General features: G+C 73.0%; 13 protein-coding genes. 7 read left to right on the forward strand and 6 right to left on the reverse strand.

Annotated elements, in window-relative coordinates:
• Window positions 1–158: 158 nt before the first annotated feature.
• Window positions 159–1,448 carry a citrate synthase gene (locus ACFQ8C_RS16745; protein WP_383457557.1) on the forward strand — a complete coding sequence of 430 codons (1,290 nt, stop codon included), beginning with the start codon at window positions 159–161 and terminating at the stop codon, window positions 1,446–1,448.
• Window positions 1,449–1,819: 371 nt separating this feature from the next.
• On the opposite strand, the gene ACFQ8C_RS16750 is transcribed toward ACFQ8C_RS16745, so the two are convergent.
• From ACFQ8C_RS16750 to ACFQ8C_RS16760, 3 genes are all read right to left on the reverse strand, one after another.
• On the reverse strand, window positions 1,820–4,024 hold the full coding sequence (locus ACFQ8C_RS16750) for a heavy metal translocating P-type ATPase (RefSeq protein WP_383457559.1): 2,205 nt from the start codon (window positions 4,022–4,024) through the stop codon (window positions 1,820–1,822).
• Window positions 4,025–4,097: 73 nt separating this feature from the next.
• Window positions 4,098–4,322 carry a heavy-metal-associated domain-containing protein gene (locus tag ACFQ8C_RS16755; RefSeq protein ID WP_383457562.1) on the reverse strand — a complete coding sequence of 75 codons (225 nt, stop codon included), beginning with the start codon at window positions 4,320–4,322 and terminating at the stop codon, window positions 4,098–4,100.
• Window positions 4,323–4,372: 50 nt separating this feature from the next.
• A complete protein-coding gene (locus tag ACFQ8C_RS16760) occupies window positions 4,373–5,341 on the reverse strand; it encodes a PrsW family intramembrane metalloprotease (RefSeq protein WP_383457565.1) in 969 nt (322 codons plus the stop codon).
• A 64-nt stretch (window positions 5,342–5,405) separates the two neighbouring features.
• Here ACFQ8C_RS16760 and ACFQ8C_RS16765 point away from each other — a divergent pair, with 64 nt between their 5' ends.
• Window positions 5,406–6,632, forward strand: a complete 1,227-nt coding sequence (locus tag ACFQ8C_RS16765) for a cation:proton antiporter (protein ID WP_383457567.1) — start codon at window positions 5,406–5,408, stop codon at window positions 6,630–6,632.
• Here ACFQ8C_RS16765 and ACFQ8C_RS16770 read toward each other — a convergent pair.
• Window positions 6,607–7,266, reverse strand: coding sequence for a TetR/AcrR family transcriptional regulator (locus tag ACFQ8C_RS16770; protein ID WP_383457570.1), 660 nt, complete (start codon window positions 7,264–7,266; stop codon window positions 6,607–6,609). The two genes, ACFQ8C_RS16765 and ACFQ8C_RS16770, sit on opposite strands and share 26 nt — an antisense overlap.
• A 165-nt stretch (window positions 7,267–7,431) precedes the next feature.
• Here ACFQ8C_RS16770 and ACFQ8C_RS16775 point away from each other — a divergent pair, with 165 nt between their 5' ends.
• Window positions 7,432–9,690 carry an MMPL family transporter gene (locus ACFQ8C_RS16775; protein ID WP_383457574.1) on the forward strand — a complete coding sequence of 753 codons (2,259 nt, stop codon included), beginning with the start codon at window positions 7,432–7,434 and terminating at the stop codon, window positions 9,688–9,690.
• A 67-nt stretch (window positions 9,691–9,757) separates the two neighbouring features.
• Here ACFQ8C_RS16775 and ACFQ8C_RS16780 read toward each other — a convergent pair whose 3' ends face one another.
• On the reverse strand, window positions 9,758–9,955 hold the full coding sequence (locus ACFQ8C_RS16780; protein WP_383457576.1) for a helix-turn-helix transcriptional regulator: 198 nt from the start codon (window positions 9,953–9,955) through the stop codon (window positions 9,758–9,760).
• Between the two features lie 253 nt (window positions 9,956–10,208).
• Window positions 10,209–11,126, reverse strand: coding sequence for a sugar phosphate isomerase/epimerase family protein (locus ACFQ8C_RS16785; protein WP_383457579.1), 918 nt, complete (start codon window positions 11,124–11,126; stop codon window positions 10,209–10,211).
• Window positions 11,127–11,303: 177 nt separating this feature from the next.
• Here ACFQ8C_RS16785 and iolC point away from each other — a divergent pair, with 177 nt between their 5' ends.
• The 4 genes from iolC to mmsA are packed head-to-tail and all read left to right on the forward strand — an operon-like array spanning window position 11,304 to window position 16,657.
• Window positions 11,304–12,287, forward strand: a complete 984-nt coding sequence (iolC, locus tag ACFQ8C_RS16790) for a 5-dehydro-2-deoxygluconokinase (protein WP_383457599.1) — start codon at window positions 11,304–11,306, stop codon at window positions 12,285–12,287.
• A 52-nt stretch (window positions 12,288–12,339) separates the two neighbouring features.
• On the forward strand, window positions 12,340–13,245 hold the full coding sequence (iolB, locus tag ACFQ8C_RS16795) for a 5-deoxy-glucuronate isomerase (RefSeq protein WP_383457581.1): 906 nt from the start codon (window positions 12,340–12,342) through the stop codon (window positions 13,243–13,245).
• The gene (gene iolD, locus ACFQ8C_RS16800; protein WP_383457584.1) at window positions 13,242–15,131 is read left to right on the forward strand and encodes a 3D-(3,5/4)-trihydroxycyclohexane-1,2-dione acylhydrolase (decyclizing); all 1,890 of its coding nucleotides are present in this window, start codon (window positions 13,242–13,244) and stop codon (window positions 15,129–15,131) included. The genes iolB and iolD overlap by 4 nt, the downstream gene beginning before the upstream one ends.
• Before the next feature lie 23 nt (window positions 15,132–15,154).
• Window positions 15,155–16,657, forward strand: coding sequence for a CoA-acylating methylmalonate-semialdehyde dehydrogenase (gene mmsA / locus ACFQ8C_RS16805; protein ID WP_383457587.1), 1,503 nt, complete (start codon window positions 15,155–15,157; stop codon window positions 16,655–16,657).
• Window positions 16,658–16,800 lie beyond the last annotated feature (143 nt).

The raw sequence follows: 16,800 nt of genomic DNA on the forward strand, positions 1-16,800 counted from the left end.
GAACCGGGGCGAAGGGGGCAGGATAAGCAGGTTGGCGGCACTGAGTGCCGCCGATTGGCCCAATGGCGACCCCGAGTGCACTCTCCTGAGCCAAGTGGGGGATGGTAGAGACAGTCAGGGCACCTCGAAGAAGAGGCACTACGTCGGTGAGGGATGACGTGAGCGACAACTCTGTAGTACTGCGGTACGCGGACGGTGAATACACCTACCCGGTGGTCGAGAGCACCGTCGGCGACAAGGGCTTCGACATCGGGAAGCTGCGAGCCCAGACCGGTCTGGTCACCCTGGACAGCGGATACGGCAACACCGCCGCCTACAAATCCGCCATCACCTACCTCGATGGTGAGCAGGGCATCCTGCGGTACCGCGGCTACCCCATCGAGCAGCTGGCCGAGCAGTCCACCTTCCTGGAGGTGGCCTACCTGCTGATCAACGGCGAGCTGCCGAAGGGCGACGAGCTCTCCACCTTCCAGAACGAGATCACCCAGCACACGCTGGTCCACGAGGACGTCAAGAACTTCTTCCGCGGCTTCCCGCGGGACGCCCACCCGATGGCGATGCTGTCGTCCGTGGTCTCCGCGCTGTCCACCTTCTACCAGGACAGCCACAACCCGTTCGACGAGACGCAGCGCCACCTGTCGACGATCCGGCTGCTCGCCAAGCTGCCGACGATCGCGGCGTACGCGTACAAGAAGTCGATCGGTCACCCGTTCGTCTACCCGCGCAACGACCTGGGCTACGTCGAGAACTTCCTGCGCATGACGTTCTCCGTGCCGGCGCAGGAGTACGAGCTCGACCCGGTCGTCGTCTCGGCGCTCGACAAGCTGCTCATCCTGCACGCGGACCACGAGCAGAACTGTTCGACGTCCACCGTGCGTCTGGTCGGCTCCTCGCAGGCGAACATGTTCGCCTCGATCTCGGCCGGCATCTCCGCCCTCTGGGGCCCGCTGCACGGCGGCGCCAACCAGTCGGTCCTGGAGATGCTGGAGGGCATCAAGGCCAACGGCGGCGATGTCGACTCCTTCATCCGCAAGGTGAAGAACAAGGAGGACGGCGTCCGCCTGATGGGCTTCGGCCACCGGGTGTACAAGTCCTTCGACCCGCGCGCCAAGATCATCAAGGCGGCGGCGCACGATGTCCTCTCGGCCCTCGGCAAGTCCGACGAGCTGCTCGACATCGCGCTCAAGCTGGAGGAGCACGCGCTCTCCGACGAGTACTTCGTCTCGCGCAACCTCTACCCGAACGTGGACTTCTACACGGGCCTCATCTACCGCGCGATGGGCTTCCCGACCGAGATGTTCACCGTGCTCTTCGCGCTCGGCCGCCTCCCCGGCTGGATCGCCCAGTGGCACGAGATGATCAAGGAGCCCGGCTCCCGCATCGGCCGCCCGCGCCAGATCTACACGGGTGAGGTCCTCCGCGACTTCGCCCCGGTCGACGAGCGCTGAGCCGACCCCGCACAGGTCGGCTGAGAGGCCTCCCGGACGTACAGAAGCGCCCCGCCCTCCGATCCCCCCACGGGTCGGCGAGCGGGGCGCTTCTCATATCCCGGTGCGGATTCCCCCCACGGGATCCGGGCCGGGCGTCCGGCGCGCGGTCTGCCGGGGTACGTACGGGAGGGCCGCTCAAAGCTCCCCGGTGCACGTGCCCCGGCCGCGCTTGCCTGCCGGGACGTCCCCCAAGACCTCCCGGCGAAGAACGTCCCCCAAGACGTTCTGGCATCGCCCACTTAGACTCGCGAACAGCCCAGATGGTTACCCCCCAATATCTGTGATCTAGGTCTCTTTGTGAAGGACTTGTGCGTCACGTGTAGGTGAAATCAACGGAACCGCCGCAGTCGCAGGCTGTTGGAGACGACGAAGACGGACGAAAAGGCCATGGTCAGGCCCGCGATCATCGGGTTGAGCAGTCCGGCCGCGGCGAGCGGCAGCGCGGCCACGTTGTAGCCGAAGGCCCACGCCAGATTTCCCCTGATCGTCGCCAGGGTCCGCCGGGAGAGCCGGATCGCGTCGGCGGCGACCCGCAGGTCGCCCCGCACGAGGGTGAGGTCGCTCGCCTCGATGGCCGAGTCCGTCCCGGTGCCCATCGCGAGCCCCAGATCGGCCGTGGCGAGCGCCGCCGCGTCGTTCACGCCGTCGCCGACCATCGCGACCGTACGGCCCTCCTCCTGGAGCCCGCGGACCACGCCGGCCTTCTCCTCGGGCAGCACCTCGGCGATCACCTCGTCGATGCCGACCTCGGCCGCCACGGCCTCAGCGACGGCCCGGTGGTCGCCGGTGAGCAGCACCGGCCGCAGCCCGAGGCCGCGGAGCCGGGCGACGGCCTCGGCGCTGGTGTCCTTGACGGCGTCGGCGACGGTGAGGGAGCCGCGGTGGACCCCGTCCCAGGCGACGAGCACGGCCCCGGCGGCCACGCCGTCCGGCACCGCCACGTCCTCGGCGGCGAGCAGCGCGGCCCGCCCGGCGAGGACCAGATGGCCGTCGACGGAGCCGCGGACGCCGAGCCCGGGCACGTTCTCGAACTCCTTGGGGACGGGCAGTCCGCCGGTGGTGAGGCCGAGCCGCTCGGCGGCGCCGTCGGCGACGGCCCGGGCGACGGGGTGCTCGGAGGAGTGCTCCAGGGCCCCGGCGAGCCGCAGCAGCTCCTTCTCGTCGACCCCGGCGGCGGGGTGGACGCCGGTGAGGGTCATCCGGCCGGTGGTGACGGTGCCGGTCTTGTCGAGGACGACGGTGTCGACCCGGCGGGTGGACTCCAGGACCTCGGGGCCCTTGATGAGGATGCCGAGCTGGGCGCCCCGCCCGGTGCCGACGAGCAGCGCGGTCGGGGTGGCGAGGCCGAGGGCGCAGGGGCAGGCGATGATCAGGACGGCGACGGCGGCGGTGAAGGCGGCGGTCGCGTCGGCTCCGGAGCCGAGCCAGAAGCCGAGGGTGGCCAGCGCGATCAGCAGGACGGCGGGGACGAAGACGGCGGAGATCCGGTCGGCGAGCCGCTGCACCTCGGCCTTGCCGCTCTGCGCCTCCTCGACGAGCTTCGCCATCCGGGCGAGCCGGGTGTCGGCGCCGACCCGGCCGGCCCGGACGACGAGCCGCCCGGAGGCGTTGACGCAGCCGCCGGTGACGGCGGAGCCGGCGGTGACGTCGACGGGCAGGGACTCGCCGGTGAGCAGGGAGGCGTCGACGGCGGAGGAGCCCTCGGTGACGGTGCCGTCGGTGGCGATCTTCTCCCCGGGGCGTACGACGAAGAGCTCGCCGGTCCTCAGGGAGTCCACCGGCACCCGCACCTCCCCGCCCTCCCTGAGGACGGCCACGTCCTTGGCGCCCAGCTCCATCAGGGCCCGCAGGGCCGCGCCGGCCTTGCGCTTGGCGCGCGCCTCCAGGTAGCGGCCGAGGAGGATGAAGGTGACGACGCCGGCGGCGACCTCCAGGTAGATCGCGGAGGTGCCGTCGGCGCGGTCGGCGGTGAGGTCGAAGCCGTGGCGCATCCCGGGCATGCCGGCGTCGCCGAGGAAGAGGGCCCACAGGGACCAGCCGTAGGCGGCGAGGGTGCCGACCGAGACGAGGGTGTCCATGGTGGCGGCGCCGTGCCGGAGGTTGGTCCAGGCGGCCCGGTGGAAGGGGAGGCCGCCCCAGACGACGACGGGGGAGGCGAGGGTGAGGGAGAGCCACTGCCAGGAGTCGAACTGGAGGGCGGGGACCATGGCGAGCAGGACGACCGGGGCGGCGAGGACGGCGGAGACGACGAGCCGCCGCCTCAGGGCGGCGAGCTCCGGGTCGGCGCCCGGCTCCGCCGCCGCCTCGGGCTCCGGCGGCGCGGGTTCCTCGGCGGTGTAGCCGGTCTTCACCACGGTGGCGATGAGGTCGTCGACGCCGATCTCGGGCGCGTGCTCGACGTGTGCCTTCTCGGTGGCGTAGTTGACGGTCGCGGTGACGCCGTCCATCCGGTTGAGCTTCTTCTCGACGCGGGCCGCGCAGGAGGCGCAGGTCATCCCGCCGATGGTCAGCTCGGTGACGGTGGTGCTGGGCATGTGCGGTTCCAAAGGGGAGCAGGGCCGTACCCGTAACGGTACGACCCTGCCCGGACGGAGCCGCGGCGCGTGCTCAGACCAGCTCGTAGCCGGCCTCGTCGACGGCGGCGGCGACGGCCTCGCGGTCGAGCGGGGCGTCGGAGACCACGGTGACCTCGCCGGTCTTGGCGACGGCGGTGACCGAGGAGACGCCGGCGATCGCGGAGATCTCGCCGGAGACGGCGCCCTCGCAGTGGCCGCAGGTCATGCCCTTGACCTGGTACACGGTGGTGAGTTCGGTCTGGGTCTCGGCGGCCATGGGGTCCTCCTCGTTCGGTTCCGGGGTCCTACGTTCTCGATGCTATACCCCTAGGGGGTATGTGTGCCACTCCGGTCGGGCGCGAGCCGCACGGTCCCGTCCGGTTCGCCCCGCGCCAGCGATCTCAGCCACGCCAGTCCCACCAGTGTCACCAGTACCAGACCGCCCACCGAGAAGAGGGTGAAGAGGTGCTCCTGCCGGGACGTGGGCTCCGGGAGGTACCCCTGGGCGAAGAGCGAGCGGTCCAGGTTCGTGCTGGTCAGCTGGAGCACCAGCCAGAGCGCGATCCCGTGCATCGAGTCCCAGAGCGCGTGCAGGACCGCCACCCCCAGGTACGTGCCGACGACCGGCCCGGCGAGGCGGAAGCGGCCGTCGGGGCGGCGGAAGGAGAAGAGCACCGCGCCGGCGATGGCCGTCCACAGGCCGTGCCCGAAGGGGGCCAGCAGTCCGCGGAGGATCTCCGTCTCCAACAGGGAGCGCAGGTCGATGCCGTCCATGGTGACGGCGGCGTTGAAGGCGTACCCCGCGCTCTCGAAGGCGGCGAAGCCGAAGCCGACCGTCCCGCCGAGGATCAGGCCGGCCCGTCGGCCGCGCAGGTACGGCCGGTGGCGGACGACGAACATCAGGGCGGCGAGCTTCACCGCCTCCTCGATCAGCCCCACCCCGAGGAACATCCACAGCGAGGGGTGGAGCAGGTAGTACTCCATGACCGAGGCGCCGAGGACGCCCAGGACGCCGCCGGTGACGAAGCAGCCGAGGATCACCGGGAGTCCGAGGTCGCGGCCATGCCGCTCGTACGCCCACAGGACGAAGACGCCCGGGACCAGGAAGCTGCCCAGCAGGATCAGGGTGGGCAGCAGGGTGGTGTTCGCGGTGGCGTAGGTGACCACGGCCGTCAGCGCCCACAGGGCCAGGCCGCCCCAGAGGCAGCGCTTCCAGAGGCCGGGGCGCGGTCCGGCGGGCCCGGGGGGAGCCGGGGGTGGGGGAGGGGGCTGGGTCGTGGGCCGGTACTCGTACATCCGCGGGCCTCCAAGTCCCTCCGCCGACGGGGCATCTGACCGGAGCTTATGGTAGATACCCGATATGTCGCATTCGGGGAGCACGCTCGTCCTGATCATGGTGATCGCCGTCCTGGCGCCGCTGCTGGCGTACGGGGTGGGGCGCCGTGTCCCCGTGCCGCTCGCCGTCTTCGAGATCCTCCTCGGCATCGTCATCGGCCCCGACCTCCTCGGCTGGGCCCACTCCGACGAGCTGATCGACGGTCTGTCGGAACTCGGCCTCGCCATGCTGATCTTCCTGGCGGGGTACGAGATCGAGTTCGGCAAGGTCCGCGGCGACACCCTCAGGCGCTCGGTGTGGGCGTGGCTCGCCGCCCTCGCCCTCGGCCTCACCGCGGGCATCCTGCTCGGGGGCGGCTACTCCACCGGCGTCTTCATCGGCGTCGCCCTCACCAGCACAGCCCTCGGCACCGTCCTGCCCGTGCTGCGGGACTCCGGCGGGCTGCGCGGCCGCTTCGGCTCGGTCGTCATGGCCTTCGGCGCGGTCGGCGAGTTCGGGCCGATCATCGCCATGGCGCTGCTGCTCAGCGGGCGGAGCGCCGCCCAGTCGACCGTGCTGCTCGCGGTCTTCGCGGCGCTCACCGCGGCCGCCGTCTACTGGGCGCTGCGGCCCCGCCCGCCGTGGTTCGCCACCGTCATCGCCAAGACCCTGCACACCAGCGGACAGTTCGCCGTCCGCTTCGTCTTCCTGCTGCTCGCGCTGATGCTGGGGGCGTCGACGGCGCTCGGCCTCGACGTCCTCCTCGGCGCCTTCGCCGCCGGGCTCATCACCCGGCTCGTGCTCACCGGGGCCGCGCCCGAGGCCGGCCCGGAGATCCTGGAGAAGGTCGAGGGGGTCGGCTTCGGCTTCCTCGTGCCGGTCTTCTTCGTCGTCACCGGCATCGAGTTCGACCTGGACTCGCTGCTCTCCGGCGGCCGGGCCCTGCTGCTCCTGCCGGTCTTCCTGGTGCTCTTCCTGGTGGTGCGCGGCGGCCCGATGTGGTTCCTCGCCCCCCGCGACCTCGACCGGAAGGACCGGAGCGCGCTGGTGCTGTACGGCTCCACCGCGCTGCCACTCGTCGTCGCCATCACCACCATCGGCCTGGACGACGAGGCGCTCTCCGCGGGCGAGGCGGCGGCGCTGGTGGGCGCCGGGATGGCCTCCGTCCTGGTCTTCCCGCTGCTCGCGCTGAAGGTGCGGGCGGGCCGGGACCGGGAGGCGGGCGGGGAGGCGGGGGAGGAGGCGGTCAGCGGGTCGTCGGAGGCGTGGTGACCCCGGCGGCCGGAGCCCCGCCGACGACCGGGTCGAGGTAGCGGAGCATCACCTTCTTCAGCTCGCCGACGGCCGCCGCCCGGACGGTGTCGTCGGGGGCGGCGACGATCAGCGCGAGCCCGCCCTTGAAGACGGCGAAGGCCATGTCGGCGATCCGGTCCAGCTCGTCGGCGGAGAGCGGGGGGACGGCCCGCTGCCGGATCGTCTCGCGGACCTGGGCGAGCAGCGAGGCGTGCAGCTCGTCGTGCTCCTCGGCGATCCGGCCGGGCACCTCGGAGCCGTGCATGAGGGCGAGGAAGGCGGGGTTGGCGCAGTTGAACTCGATCATCGGATCGAGGATCGCGTCGATCATCTCCGGCAGCGGCAGGGCCATGTTGGCCGGGGTGAAGACCTGGCCGTGGGCGTCGCGCATCTGCTGGATGAGGCGGCCGCCGAGCTCGATGGCGATCGCTTCCTTGTTCGGGAAGTACTGGTAGAGCGTGCCCGGCGAGACCTTGGCCTCGCGGGCGATGGCGTTGGTGCTGGTGGCCGTGTAGCCGTTGGCGCAGAACACGTCGGCGGCGGCCTGGAGCAGCTGGGAGATGCGGCGTTCGCCGCGGGCCTGTCGGCGGCGCGGCTTCGGGTCCTCGGACATGGCTGTCCCCAGTCCTCCTCGATACGCGTTGACAAACACGAGAGGTCGCTCGCATTCTTGGATTACGCGAGCGATCACTCGTGTTTGCCAGTCTATGGCAATGGACGGCCCTCGTGACCTGCCGGGAAGCGAGCACGAGGACCACGGTGAAGGGGACACCGCGTCATGCCCGAAGTCAAGAAAGCGCCTTCCGCGCGGGGTGGAAGCCCGGCCCCGGGCGGCGGGTGGACGCGGTTCGTGACCGCGCGGCCCCGGCTCACCCTGCTCGTCGCCCTCGTCCTCACCGCCCTCGCGGTCCTCGCCGGCGGCGGCGTCGCTGACCGGATGGGCAGCGGCGGCTGGGAGGACCCGGCCGCCGAATCCACCTACGCCACCGGGGCGCTGGAGCGCGAGTTCCCCGGCTCCCAGCCCAACCTGCTGCTCCTCGTCGACGCCGGGAAGGCGGGGGTCGACGCCCCCGCCGCGGCCGCCGAGGCCCGTCGGCTCACCGAGCGGCTCGCCGCCGAGCCCGGCGTCGAGGGCGTCGGCTCCTACTGGACCACCGGCTCGCCCGCCCTCCGCTCCGAGGACGGCACCAAGGCCGTGGTCGCCGCCCGGATCGCCGGCGAGGAGAAGGCGGCCGGCGAGGTCCTCGACCGGATCGCCCCGGAGTACCGGGGCACCCACGGGCCCGTCGAGGTCACCCTCGGCGGCGGGCTCGCCGTCCGCCACGAGATGCAGACGATCATCCAGGAGGACCTGCTGCGGGCCGAGCTGATCGCCCTGCCCCTCACCCTGGTCCTGCTCGTCATGGTCTTCGGCAGCGCCGTCGCCGCCCTGCTGCCGCTCGGCATCGGCATCGTCGCCATCCTCGGCACCAACGCCGTGCTGCGCGGCATCACCGAGTTCACCGACGTCTCCGTCTTCGCGCAGAACCTCACCACCGCGCTCGGCCTCGGCCTCGCCATCGACTACGCGCTCTTCGTCGTCCGCCGCTACCGGGAGGAGCTCGCCGCCGGCGCCGACCCGTCGGCCGCCGTCCGCACCACCCTGCGCACCGCCGGGCGGACCGTGCTCTTCTCCGCCCTCACCGTCGCCGTCTCGCTCGCCGCGATGCTCGTCTTCCCGCAGTACTTCCTGCGCTCCTTCGCCTACGCGGGCATCGCCGTCGTCCTGCTCGCCGCGGCCGCCGCCCTCACCCTGCTCCCGGCCGCCCTGGTGCTCCTCGGCCACCGGGTCGACGCCCTCGACCTGCGCCGGCTGCTCCGCCGCCGCCGCGCCCCCGCGGAGGACGCCGGGGCGGGCACCGGCTGGTCCCGGGCGGCCGGCCTGGTGATGCGCCGGGCCCCCGTCTTCGCCGTCCTCACCACCGCCGGCCTCGTCCTGCTCGGACTGCCCTTCCTCGGCGTGAAGTTCGGCACCGCCGACGACCGGCAGCTGCCCACCACCGCCACCTCCCGGATCGTCCAGGAAGAGCTGCGCGCGGGCTTCCCCGGCGACCCCGGAGGAGGCCTCACCGTCCTCGCCGAGGGCCCCGCGACCCCCGCCGAGTACGGCGCCTACCGCGAGCGGATCGCCGGCCTCGAAGGCGTCGTCCGCGTCGACGGCCCCGTCGTCTCCGGCACCGGCGCGGACGCCCACGCCTACTACAGCGTCGTCCCCGAAGGCCCCGCCGTCGGCGCCGGGGCGCAGCGCGCGGTCGGCGAACTGCGCGCCGCGGAAGCCCCCTTCGACACCTCGGTCACCGGACAGGCCGCCGTGCTCGTCGACTCCAAGGACGCCATCGGCGAGCGGCTGCCCTGGGCCGCCGGCATCATCGTCCTCGTCACCCTGCTGCTCGTCTTCCTGCTCACCGGCAGCGTCGTCGTCCCCGTCCAGGCCGTCGTCCTCAACGCCCTCAGCCTCACCGCGATGTTCGGCGCCGTCGTCTGGGTCTTCCAGGACGGGCACCTCTCCGACCTGCTCGGCTTCACCGCCACCGGCGACATCGAGACCACCCTGCCGGTCCTCATGTTCTGCGTCGCCTTCGGCCTCTCCATGGACTACGGCGTCTTCCTGCTCTCCCGCATCAAGGAGGAGTACGACACCACCGGCGACCACGAGGGCGCCGTCCGCTTCGGTCTCGCCCGCACCGGCGGACTCATCACGGCCGCCGCCGTCATCCTCGCCGTCGTCATGGTCGCCATCGGCACCTCACGGGTCACCAACACCAAGATGCTCGGCCTCGGCGTCGCCCTCGCCGTCGTCATGGACGCCATGGTGGTCCGCAGCCTCCTCGTCCCCTCGGTCATGAAGCTGACCGGCCGCCTCACCTGGTGGGCGCCGAAGCCGCTGCGCCGCCTCCACGACCGCTTCGGCATCAGCGAGTCCGGCACGGAGCCCGAGCCCGGCGCCGCGGCCGGCGACCCGGAGGGGATACGGGAGCCCGTCGGCGCCCGGGGCTGAGACACGGCGCGGCGCCGGCCCCCGGGACTCCACCGGAGGACGGCGCCGCACGGCCGGACGGACGGGATCAGTCGCGGCGCCCCCGGTTGCCGGGACGGCTCGCGACCCAGGCCCGCACGGTGTCCGCGTACCAGAAGGGCTTGCCGGACTCGACGTGGTCGGGCGGGGGCAGCAGCCCGTGCTTCCGGTAGGAACGGATCGTGTCGGGCTGGACCCGGATGTGCGTGGCGATGTCCTTGTACGACCAGAGGCTTCTGTCCGTCATGCCTGTACCTCCCTCACGCCCCGTGCCGCGCAGCGGTGGCGGGGGGTGCCGTTCGGGGGCGCTGCGGGCGGTGGCATCGGTGATCACCGGTCCTGTGCCCGGTGAACGGCCCTTCCGGACGGCCGGGAAGCGGCTGTCGCACGCCTGTGACAGGAACCCCGCGTAACGGAGACACGTGTGACGGGCGCGCGAACCCCGTGACGGAAGTGACGCACGGCCACCGCGGCGCGCCCCCGTGCGCCGGACCCCGCGGTCACACCCCGCAGGAGCGGAGGTAGCCGCGGGTGCGCAGGGCGATCGGGTAGGGGGCGTCCGGCTCGCACGGGTACATGTCCTGCTCCACGATCGCGAAGAGCTCGGCGTCCAGCGCCGCCGCGGCCGCCAGGACCGGCTCCAGGGCCGGCACCCCGGCCGGCGGCTCGCACATCACGCCCCGCGCCACCGCCGGGCCGAACGGCAGCTCCTCGGCCCGCACCACGGCGAGCACCGCCGGATCCACCTGCTTCAGATGGAGGTAGCCGATGCGCTCCCCGTAGGTCTCGATCAGCTTGACGCTGTCCCCGCCCGCGTACGCGTAGTGCCCGGTGTCCAGACAGAGCGCCACCGCCTCCGGATCGGTGGCGTCGAGGAAGCGGGTCACGCTCTCCTCGTCGTCCAGATGGGTATCGGCGTGCGGATGGACCACGATCCGCAGCCCGTACCGCTCCCGCACCTCCCGGCCGAGGCGCTCGGTCAGCGTGGTCAGCTGCCGCCACTGCTCCGGCGTCAGCACCCGGTCCTCCAGGACCTCGCCGCTCTTGTCGTCCCGCCAGAAGGAGGGGATCACCACCAGGTGCCGGGCGCCCACGGCCTGCGCCAGGGCCGCGTTCTCCGCGACGTGCGCCCAGGTCCGCTCCCACACGGCGGGCCCGTGGTGCAGCCCGGTGAAGACCGTGCCGGCCGAGACCCGCAGCCCGCGCCGCGAGGTCTCCTCGGCGAGCAGCGCCGGATCGGTGGGCAGATAGCCGTACGGACCCAGCTCGATCCACTCGTAGCCGGCCCCCGCCACCTCGTCGAGGAACCGCTGCCACGGCACCTGACGGGGATCGTCGGGGAACCACACCCCCCAGGAGTCCGGGGCGGATCCGATCCGGATGCGGGAGGGCGACGGCGACGGCGACGGCTTCGTCATGCCAGCCACCTTGACCGCGCCCCGGACCAGCGTCAAGACAGCCGCAGGACCTGCCAGAGGACGTCCGAATGTCCGGACATGTCGTTGACACGCCTCCGGCCGGACGGTTAGACCTGGAACGGACGCCGGAGTCGAGAGGTGGCACGGGTGGAGTCGGAGCCGTACGACCTGATCACCATGGGGCGGCTCGGCGTCGACCTGTACCCGCTCCAGAGCGGGGTCGGACTCGACCGGGTCGAGACCTTCCGGCGCTTCCTCGGCGGCTCCCCGGCCAACGTGGCCGTCGCCGCCACCCGCCTCGGCCGCCGCACCGCCCTCGTCAGCCGCACCGGCGCCGACGCCTTCGGCGCCTACCTCCGGCGGGAGCTGAAGGAGTTCGGGGTGGACGCCCGCTGGGTCACCGAGGTCCCCGAACACCCCACCCCCGTCACCTTCTGCGCCCTCTTCCCGCCCGACGACTTCCCGCTCACCTTCTACCGCCGCCCCAAGGCCCCCGACCTGGAGATCCACCCGCACGAGCTGGACCTCGACGCGGTCCGCGCCGCGCGCGTCCTGTGGACCACCGGCACCGGCCTCAGCGAGGAACCCAGCCGCGCCGCCACCCTCACCGCCCTGCGGGCCCGCTCCGGCCGCGCCCACACCGTCCTCGACCTCGACTGGCGCCCCGCCTTCTGGCCCGATCCGGCCACCGCCCGCCCCCACTACACCGAGGCCCTGCGGCACGCCACCGTCGCCGTCGGCAACGCCGAGGAGTGCGAGGTCGCCACCGGGGAGCGCGACCCGGAGGCCGCCGCCCGTGCCCTCCTCGGCCTCCTCGCCCCCGGCCGGGACGGCGACTCCGCCGCCGTCCCGCTCGCCGTCGTCAAACGCGGCCCCGAGGGCGTCCTCGCGCTCGCCGCCGACGGGCGCCGCGCCGCCGTGCCGCCGCTGCCGGTCGAGGTCGTCAACGGCCTCGGCGCCGGGGACGCCTTCGGCGGAGCCCTCGTCGACGGCCTCCTCGACGGCCTCCCGCTGGAGGAGACCCTGCGCCGCGCCGCCGCCGCCGGCTCCCTCGTCGCCGGCCGCCTCGCCTGTGCCCCCGCCATGCCGGACGCCGCCGAGATCGACCGCGCGATCGCCGTCGGCTCGGGCACCCTACCGGCGGAGGACACCCACCGCTGACCACCCCGTACGACCACCGCTCCCGCCTCCTCCCCACCGAGGAATCCCGCACATGACCACCCCCGAAAGCCCGTCCCCCGCCCCCGCACCCGGCCCGGACCCCGCGCCCCGCCCGCACCCCGCACCCGGCCCGGACCCCGCGCCCCGCCCGCACCGCCTCCACCTCCCCGCGGGGGCCGCGGCCCGGGGGCCGTACGCCCTCGACATCGACCCGGGGACCGCCGGATGGAGCCGTTCCGCGCTCCGGGTCCTCGACCTGCCGCCCGGGGCGGAACACACCTTCGACAGCGCGGATGCCGAATGGGTGGTGCTTCCCCTCGCCGGGACCTGTACCGTGCGCGTCGACGGGGAGATTTTCGAACTCGGGGGCCGCGAGAGCGTGTTCGCCTCCGTGACCGACTTCGTCTACGTACCGCGCGACGCCCACGCCCGGATCTCCTCCGGCGCGGGAGGCCGCTTCGCTTTGGCAGGAGCGAACTGCGAGCGACGACTCCCCGCCCGCTACGGCCCCGCGCCGGAGGTTCCCGTCGAGGACCGGGGCACCGGCGACCGCGCCCGCCGGGTGCGCAACTTCGCCGCGGCCGACGCCTTCCCCTGCGACCGGCTGATCGCCGTCGAGGTCGTCACCCCCGGCGGCCACTGGTCCTCCTACCCGCCGCACAAGCACGACGAGCACCGCCCCGGGGCCGAGTCCGTCCTGGAGGAGATCTACTACTACGAGATCGAGGACCCGCGCGGCTACGCCTACCAGCGGATCTCGCCCTCCCGGCCCGGCGGCGCCGACCTCCTCGCCGAGGTCAGGAACGGCGACGCCGTCCTCGTCCCCGACGGCTGGCACGGCCCCTCGATCGCCCAGCCCGGCCACGACCTCTACTACCTCAACGTCATGGCGGGACCCGGAACCGAACGGGAGTGGCGGATCAGCTTCCACCCCGACCACACGGAGGGATACACGTGAGCGTCCGCCTGACCGGCAGCGTCCGCCTGACCGTCGCCCAGGCGCTGGTCCGCTTCCTCGCCGCGCAGTACGCGGAGCGGGACGGCGAGCGGCACCGGCTCATCGCCGCCACCTGGGGCATCTTCGGCCACGGAAACGTCGCCGGGATCGGACAGGCGCTCGTCGAGCACGCCGACGCCATGCCCTTCCACCAGGGACGCAACGAGCAGGCCATGGTCCACGCCGCCGTCGGCCACGCCCGGCAGACCGGCCGGCTCTCCGCCCACGCCGTCACCACCTCCATCGGCCCCGGCGCCACCAACCTCGTCACCGGCGCCGCCCTCGCCACCGTCAACCACCTCCCGGTGCTGCTGCTCCCCGGCGACACCTTCGCGACCCGCCCCGCCGACCCCGTCCTCCAGCAGCTCCAGCTCCCGCACGCCGGCGACGTCTCCGTCAACGACTGCCTGCGGCCCGTCTCCCGCTACTTCGACCGGATCGTCCGCCCCGAGGCGCTGATCCCGGCCGCGCTCGAAGCGATGCGGGTCCTCACCGACCCGGCCGCCACCGGCGCCGTCACCCTCGCCCTCCCGCAGGACGTCCAGGCGGAGGCGTACGACTGGCCCGAGGAGTTCCTCGCCGAGCGGACCTGGCGGATCCGGCGGTCCTCCCCGGACGAGGACGAACTCGACGCGGCCGTCGCCGCCGTCGGCCGGGCCGCCCGGCCGCTGATCGTCGCCGGCGGCGGCGTCAGGCACAGCCGGGCCGAGGAGGCGCTCGCCACCCTCGCCTCGCTCACCGGCATCCCGGTCGCCGCCACCCAGGCGGGCAAGGGCGCCCTGCCCCACGGCCACCCCCAGGACGTCGGGGCCGTCGGCCACACCGGTACCGCCGTCGCCAACCACCTGGCCCGCACGGCCGACCTGGTCATCGGCGTCGGCACCCGCTGGACCGACTTCACCACCGCGTCCGGAACCCTCTTCGGCCACCCCGCCGTCCGGTTCGTCAACATCAACGTCGCCGCCTTCGACTCCCACAAGCTGTCGGCGCTCCCCGTCGTCGCGGACGCCCGCGAGGGCCTGGAGCAGCTCCACGCCCTCCTCGACCCGCACCACGTCCCCGCCCACTACGTCCACGAGTACGCCGAGGAGAAGCTCCGCTGGGAGGCCCGGGTCGCCGCCGCCTACGCCACCCCCGACGAGACCGCCCGCCCCACCCAGACCCAGGTCCTCGGCGTACTCGACACCCTGGTCGACACCACCGACATCCTGATCAACGCCGCCGGCTCGCTCCCCGGCGACCTCCACAAGCTGTGGCGCACCCGCTCGCGCGACCAGTACCACGTCGAGTACGGCTACTCCTGCATGGGCTACGAGATCCCCGCCGCGATCGGCGTCCTGCTCGCCGCCCCCGGACGGCCCGTCTGGGCGCTCGTCGGGGACGGTACGTACCTGATGAATCCCACCGAGATCGTCACCGCCGTGCAGGAGCGGCTGCCGCTGAAGCTCGTCGTCCTCCAGAACCACGGGTACGCCTCCATCGGCGGGCTCTCCGAGGCGGTCGGCGCCGAGCGGTACGGCACCGACTACCGCCGGCGGGCCGACGACGGAGGCTTCACCGGCCCCCCGCTCCCCGTCGACCTCGGAGCCAACGCGGCCTCCCTCGGGCTGCGGGTGCTACGCCCCCGCACCATCCGTGACCTGCGGGAAGCCCTCGCGGACGCCCGGGCCGCCACGGATCCCACATGTGTCTACATCGAGACCGAAACGGCAGACAGTGTGTCGGGCCCGCCTCCGGCCCAGGCGTGGTGGGATGTGCCCGTGGCCGAGATCTCGACCCGCCCGTCGGCGGTCAAGGCCCGCGAGGAGTACGACCGGCACGTCACCGCCCGACGCCGCCATCTCTGAAGGCTCTGAAGGAGTAACACGTCATGACGAAGAGCGTCCACCACTGGATCGGTGGCAAGACCGTCGAGGGCACGTCGGGCAACTGGGGCCCGGTGACCGACCCGGCCACCGGCGCCGTCACCACCCGGGTCGCCCTCGCCTCGGTGGAGGAGGTCGACGCGGCCGTCGCCGCCGCGAAGGACGCCTTCGCCACCTGGGGCACCTCCTCGCTGGCCCAGCGCACCACGATCCTCTTCAAGTTCCGCGCGCTGCTCGACGCCAACCGCGACGCCATCGCCGAGCTGATCGTCGCCGAGCACGGCAAGGTCCACTCCGACGCCCTCGGCGAGGTCGCCCGCGGCCTGGAGATCGTCGACCTGGCCTGCGGCATCACCACCCAGCTCAAGGGCGAGCTGTCCACCCAGGTCTCCAACCGGGTCGACGTGGCGTCCATCCGCCAGCCCGTCGGCGTCGTCGCCGGCATCACGCCCTTCAACTTCCCGGCCATGGTGCCGATGTGGATGTTCCCGATCGCCATCGCGACCGGCAACACCTTCGTCCTCAAGCCGAGCGAGAAGGACCCGTCCCCCTCCCTGAAGATCGCCGAGCTGCTCGCCGAGGCGGGCCTCCCGGACGGCGTCTTCAACGTCCTGCACGGCGACAAGGTGGCCGTCGACCGCCTCCTGGAGCACCCGGACGTGGCCGCGATCTCCTTCGTCGGCTCCACCCCGATCGCCCGCCACATCCACACCACCGCCTCCACCCACGGCAAGCGCGTCCAGGCGCTCGGCGGCGCCAAGAACCACATGCTGGTCCTCCCGGACGCCGACCTCGACGCCGCCGCCGACGCCGCCGTCTCCGCCGCGTACGGCTCCGCCGGCGAGCGCTGCATGGCGATCTCCGCGGTCGTCGCCGTCGGCTCCATCGGCGACGAGCTCGTCGAGAAGATCCGCGAGCGCGCCGAGAAGATCAAGATCGGCCCCGGCAACGACCCGACCTCCGAGATGGGCCCGCTCATCACGGCCGTCCACCGCGACAAGGTCGCCTCCTACGTGCACGGCGCCGAGGCCGAGGGCTGCCGGGTCGTCCTCGACGGCACCGGCTACACGGTCGAGGGCCACGAGGACGGCCACTGGATCGGCCTCTCCCTCCTGGACCACGTGCCGACCACCGCCAAGGCCTACCAGGACGAGATCTTCGGCCCGGTCCTCTGCGTGCTGCGCGCCGAGACGTACGAGGAGGGCCTGGCCCTCATCAACGCCTCGCCGTTCGGCAACGGCACCGCGATCTTCACCCGCGACGGCGGCGCCGCCCGCCGCTTCCAGCTGGAGGTCGAGGCCGGCATGGTCGGCGTCAACGTGCCGATCCCCGTGCCGGTCGGCTACCACTCCTTCGGTGGCTGGAAGGACTCGCTCTTCGGCGACCACCACATCTACGGCAACGACGGCGTGCACTTCTACACCCGCGGCAAGGTCGTCACCACCCGCTGGCCCGACCCGGCCGACGCCCCCACCGGCGTGGACCTGGGCTTCCCGCGCAACCACTGAGCCGACCGAGGACCGGCCGCCGGCCCCGGGGGGCGCCCCGCCCCCCCCCCGGGGGGGCCGGTCCAGCCCCACCCGGAGCCCGGGGGCCGGCCCCCCCGCGGGGGGCCGGCGGGGGGGGGGGCGCGCGCGGACCCCCCACGAGG

The organism is Streptomyces sp. NPDC056503 (assembly GCF_042794995.1).
Lineage (GTDB): Bacteria > Actinomycetota > Actinomycetes > Streptomycetales > Streptomycetaceae > Streptomyces.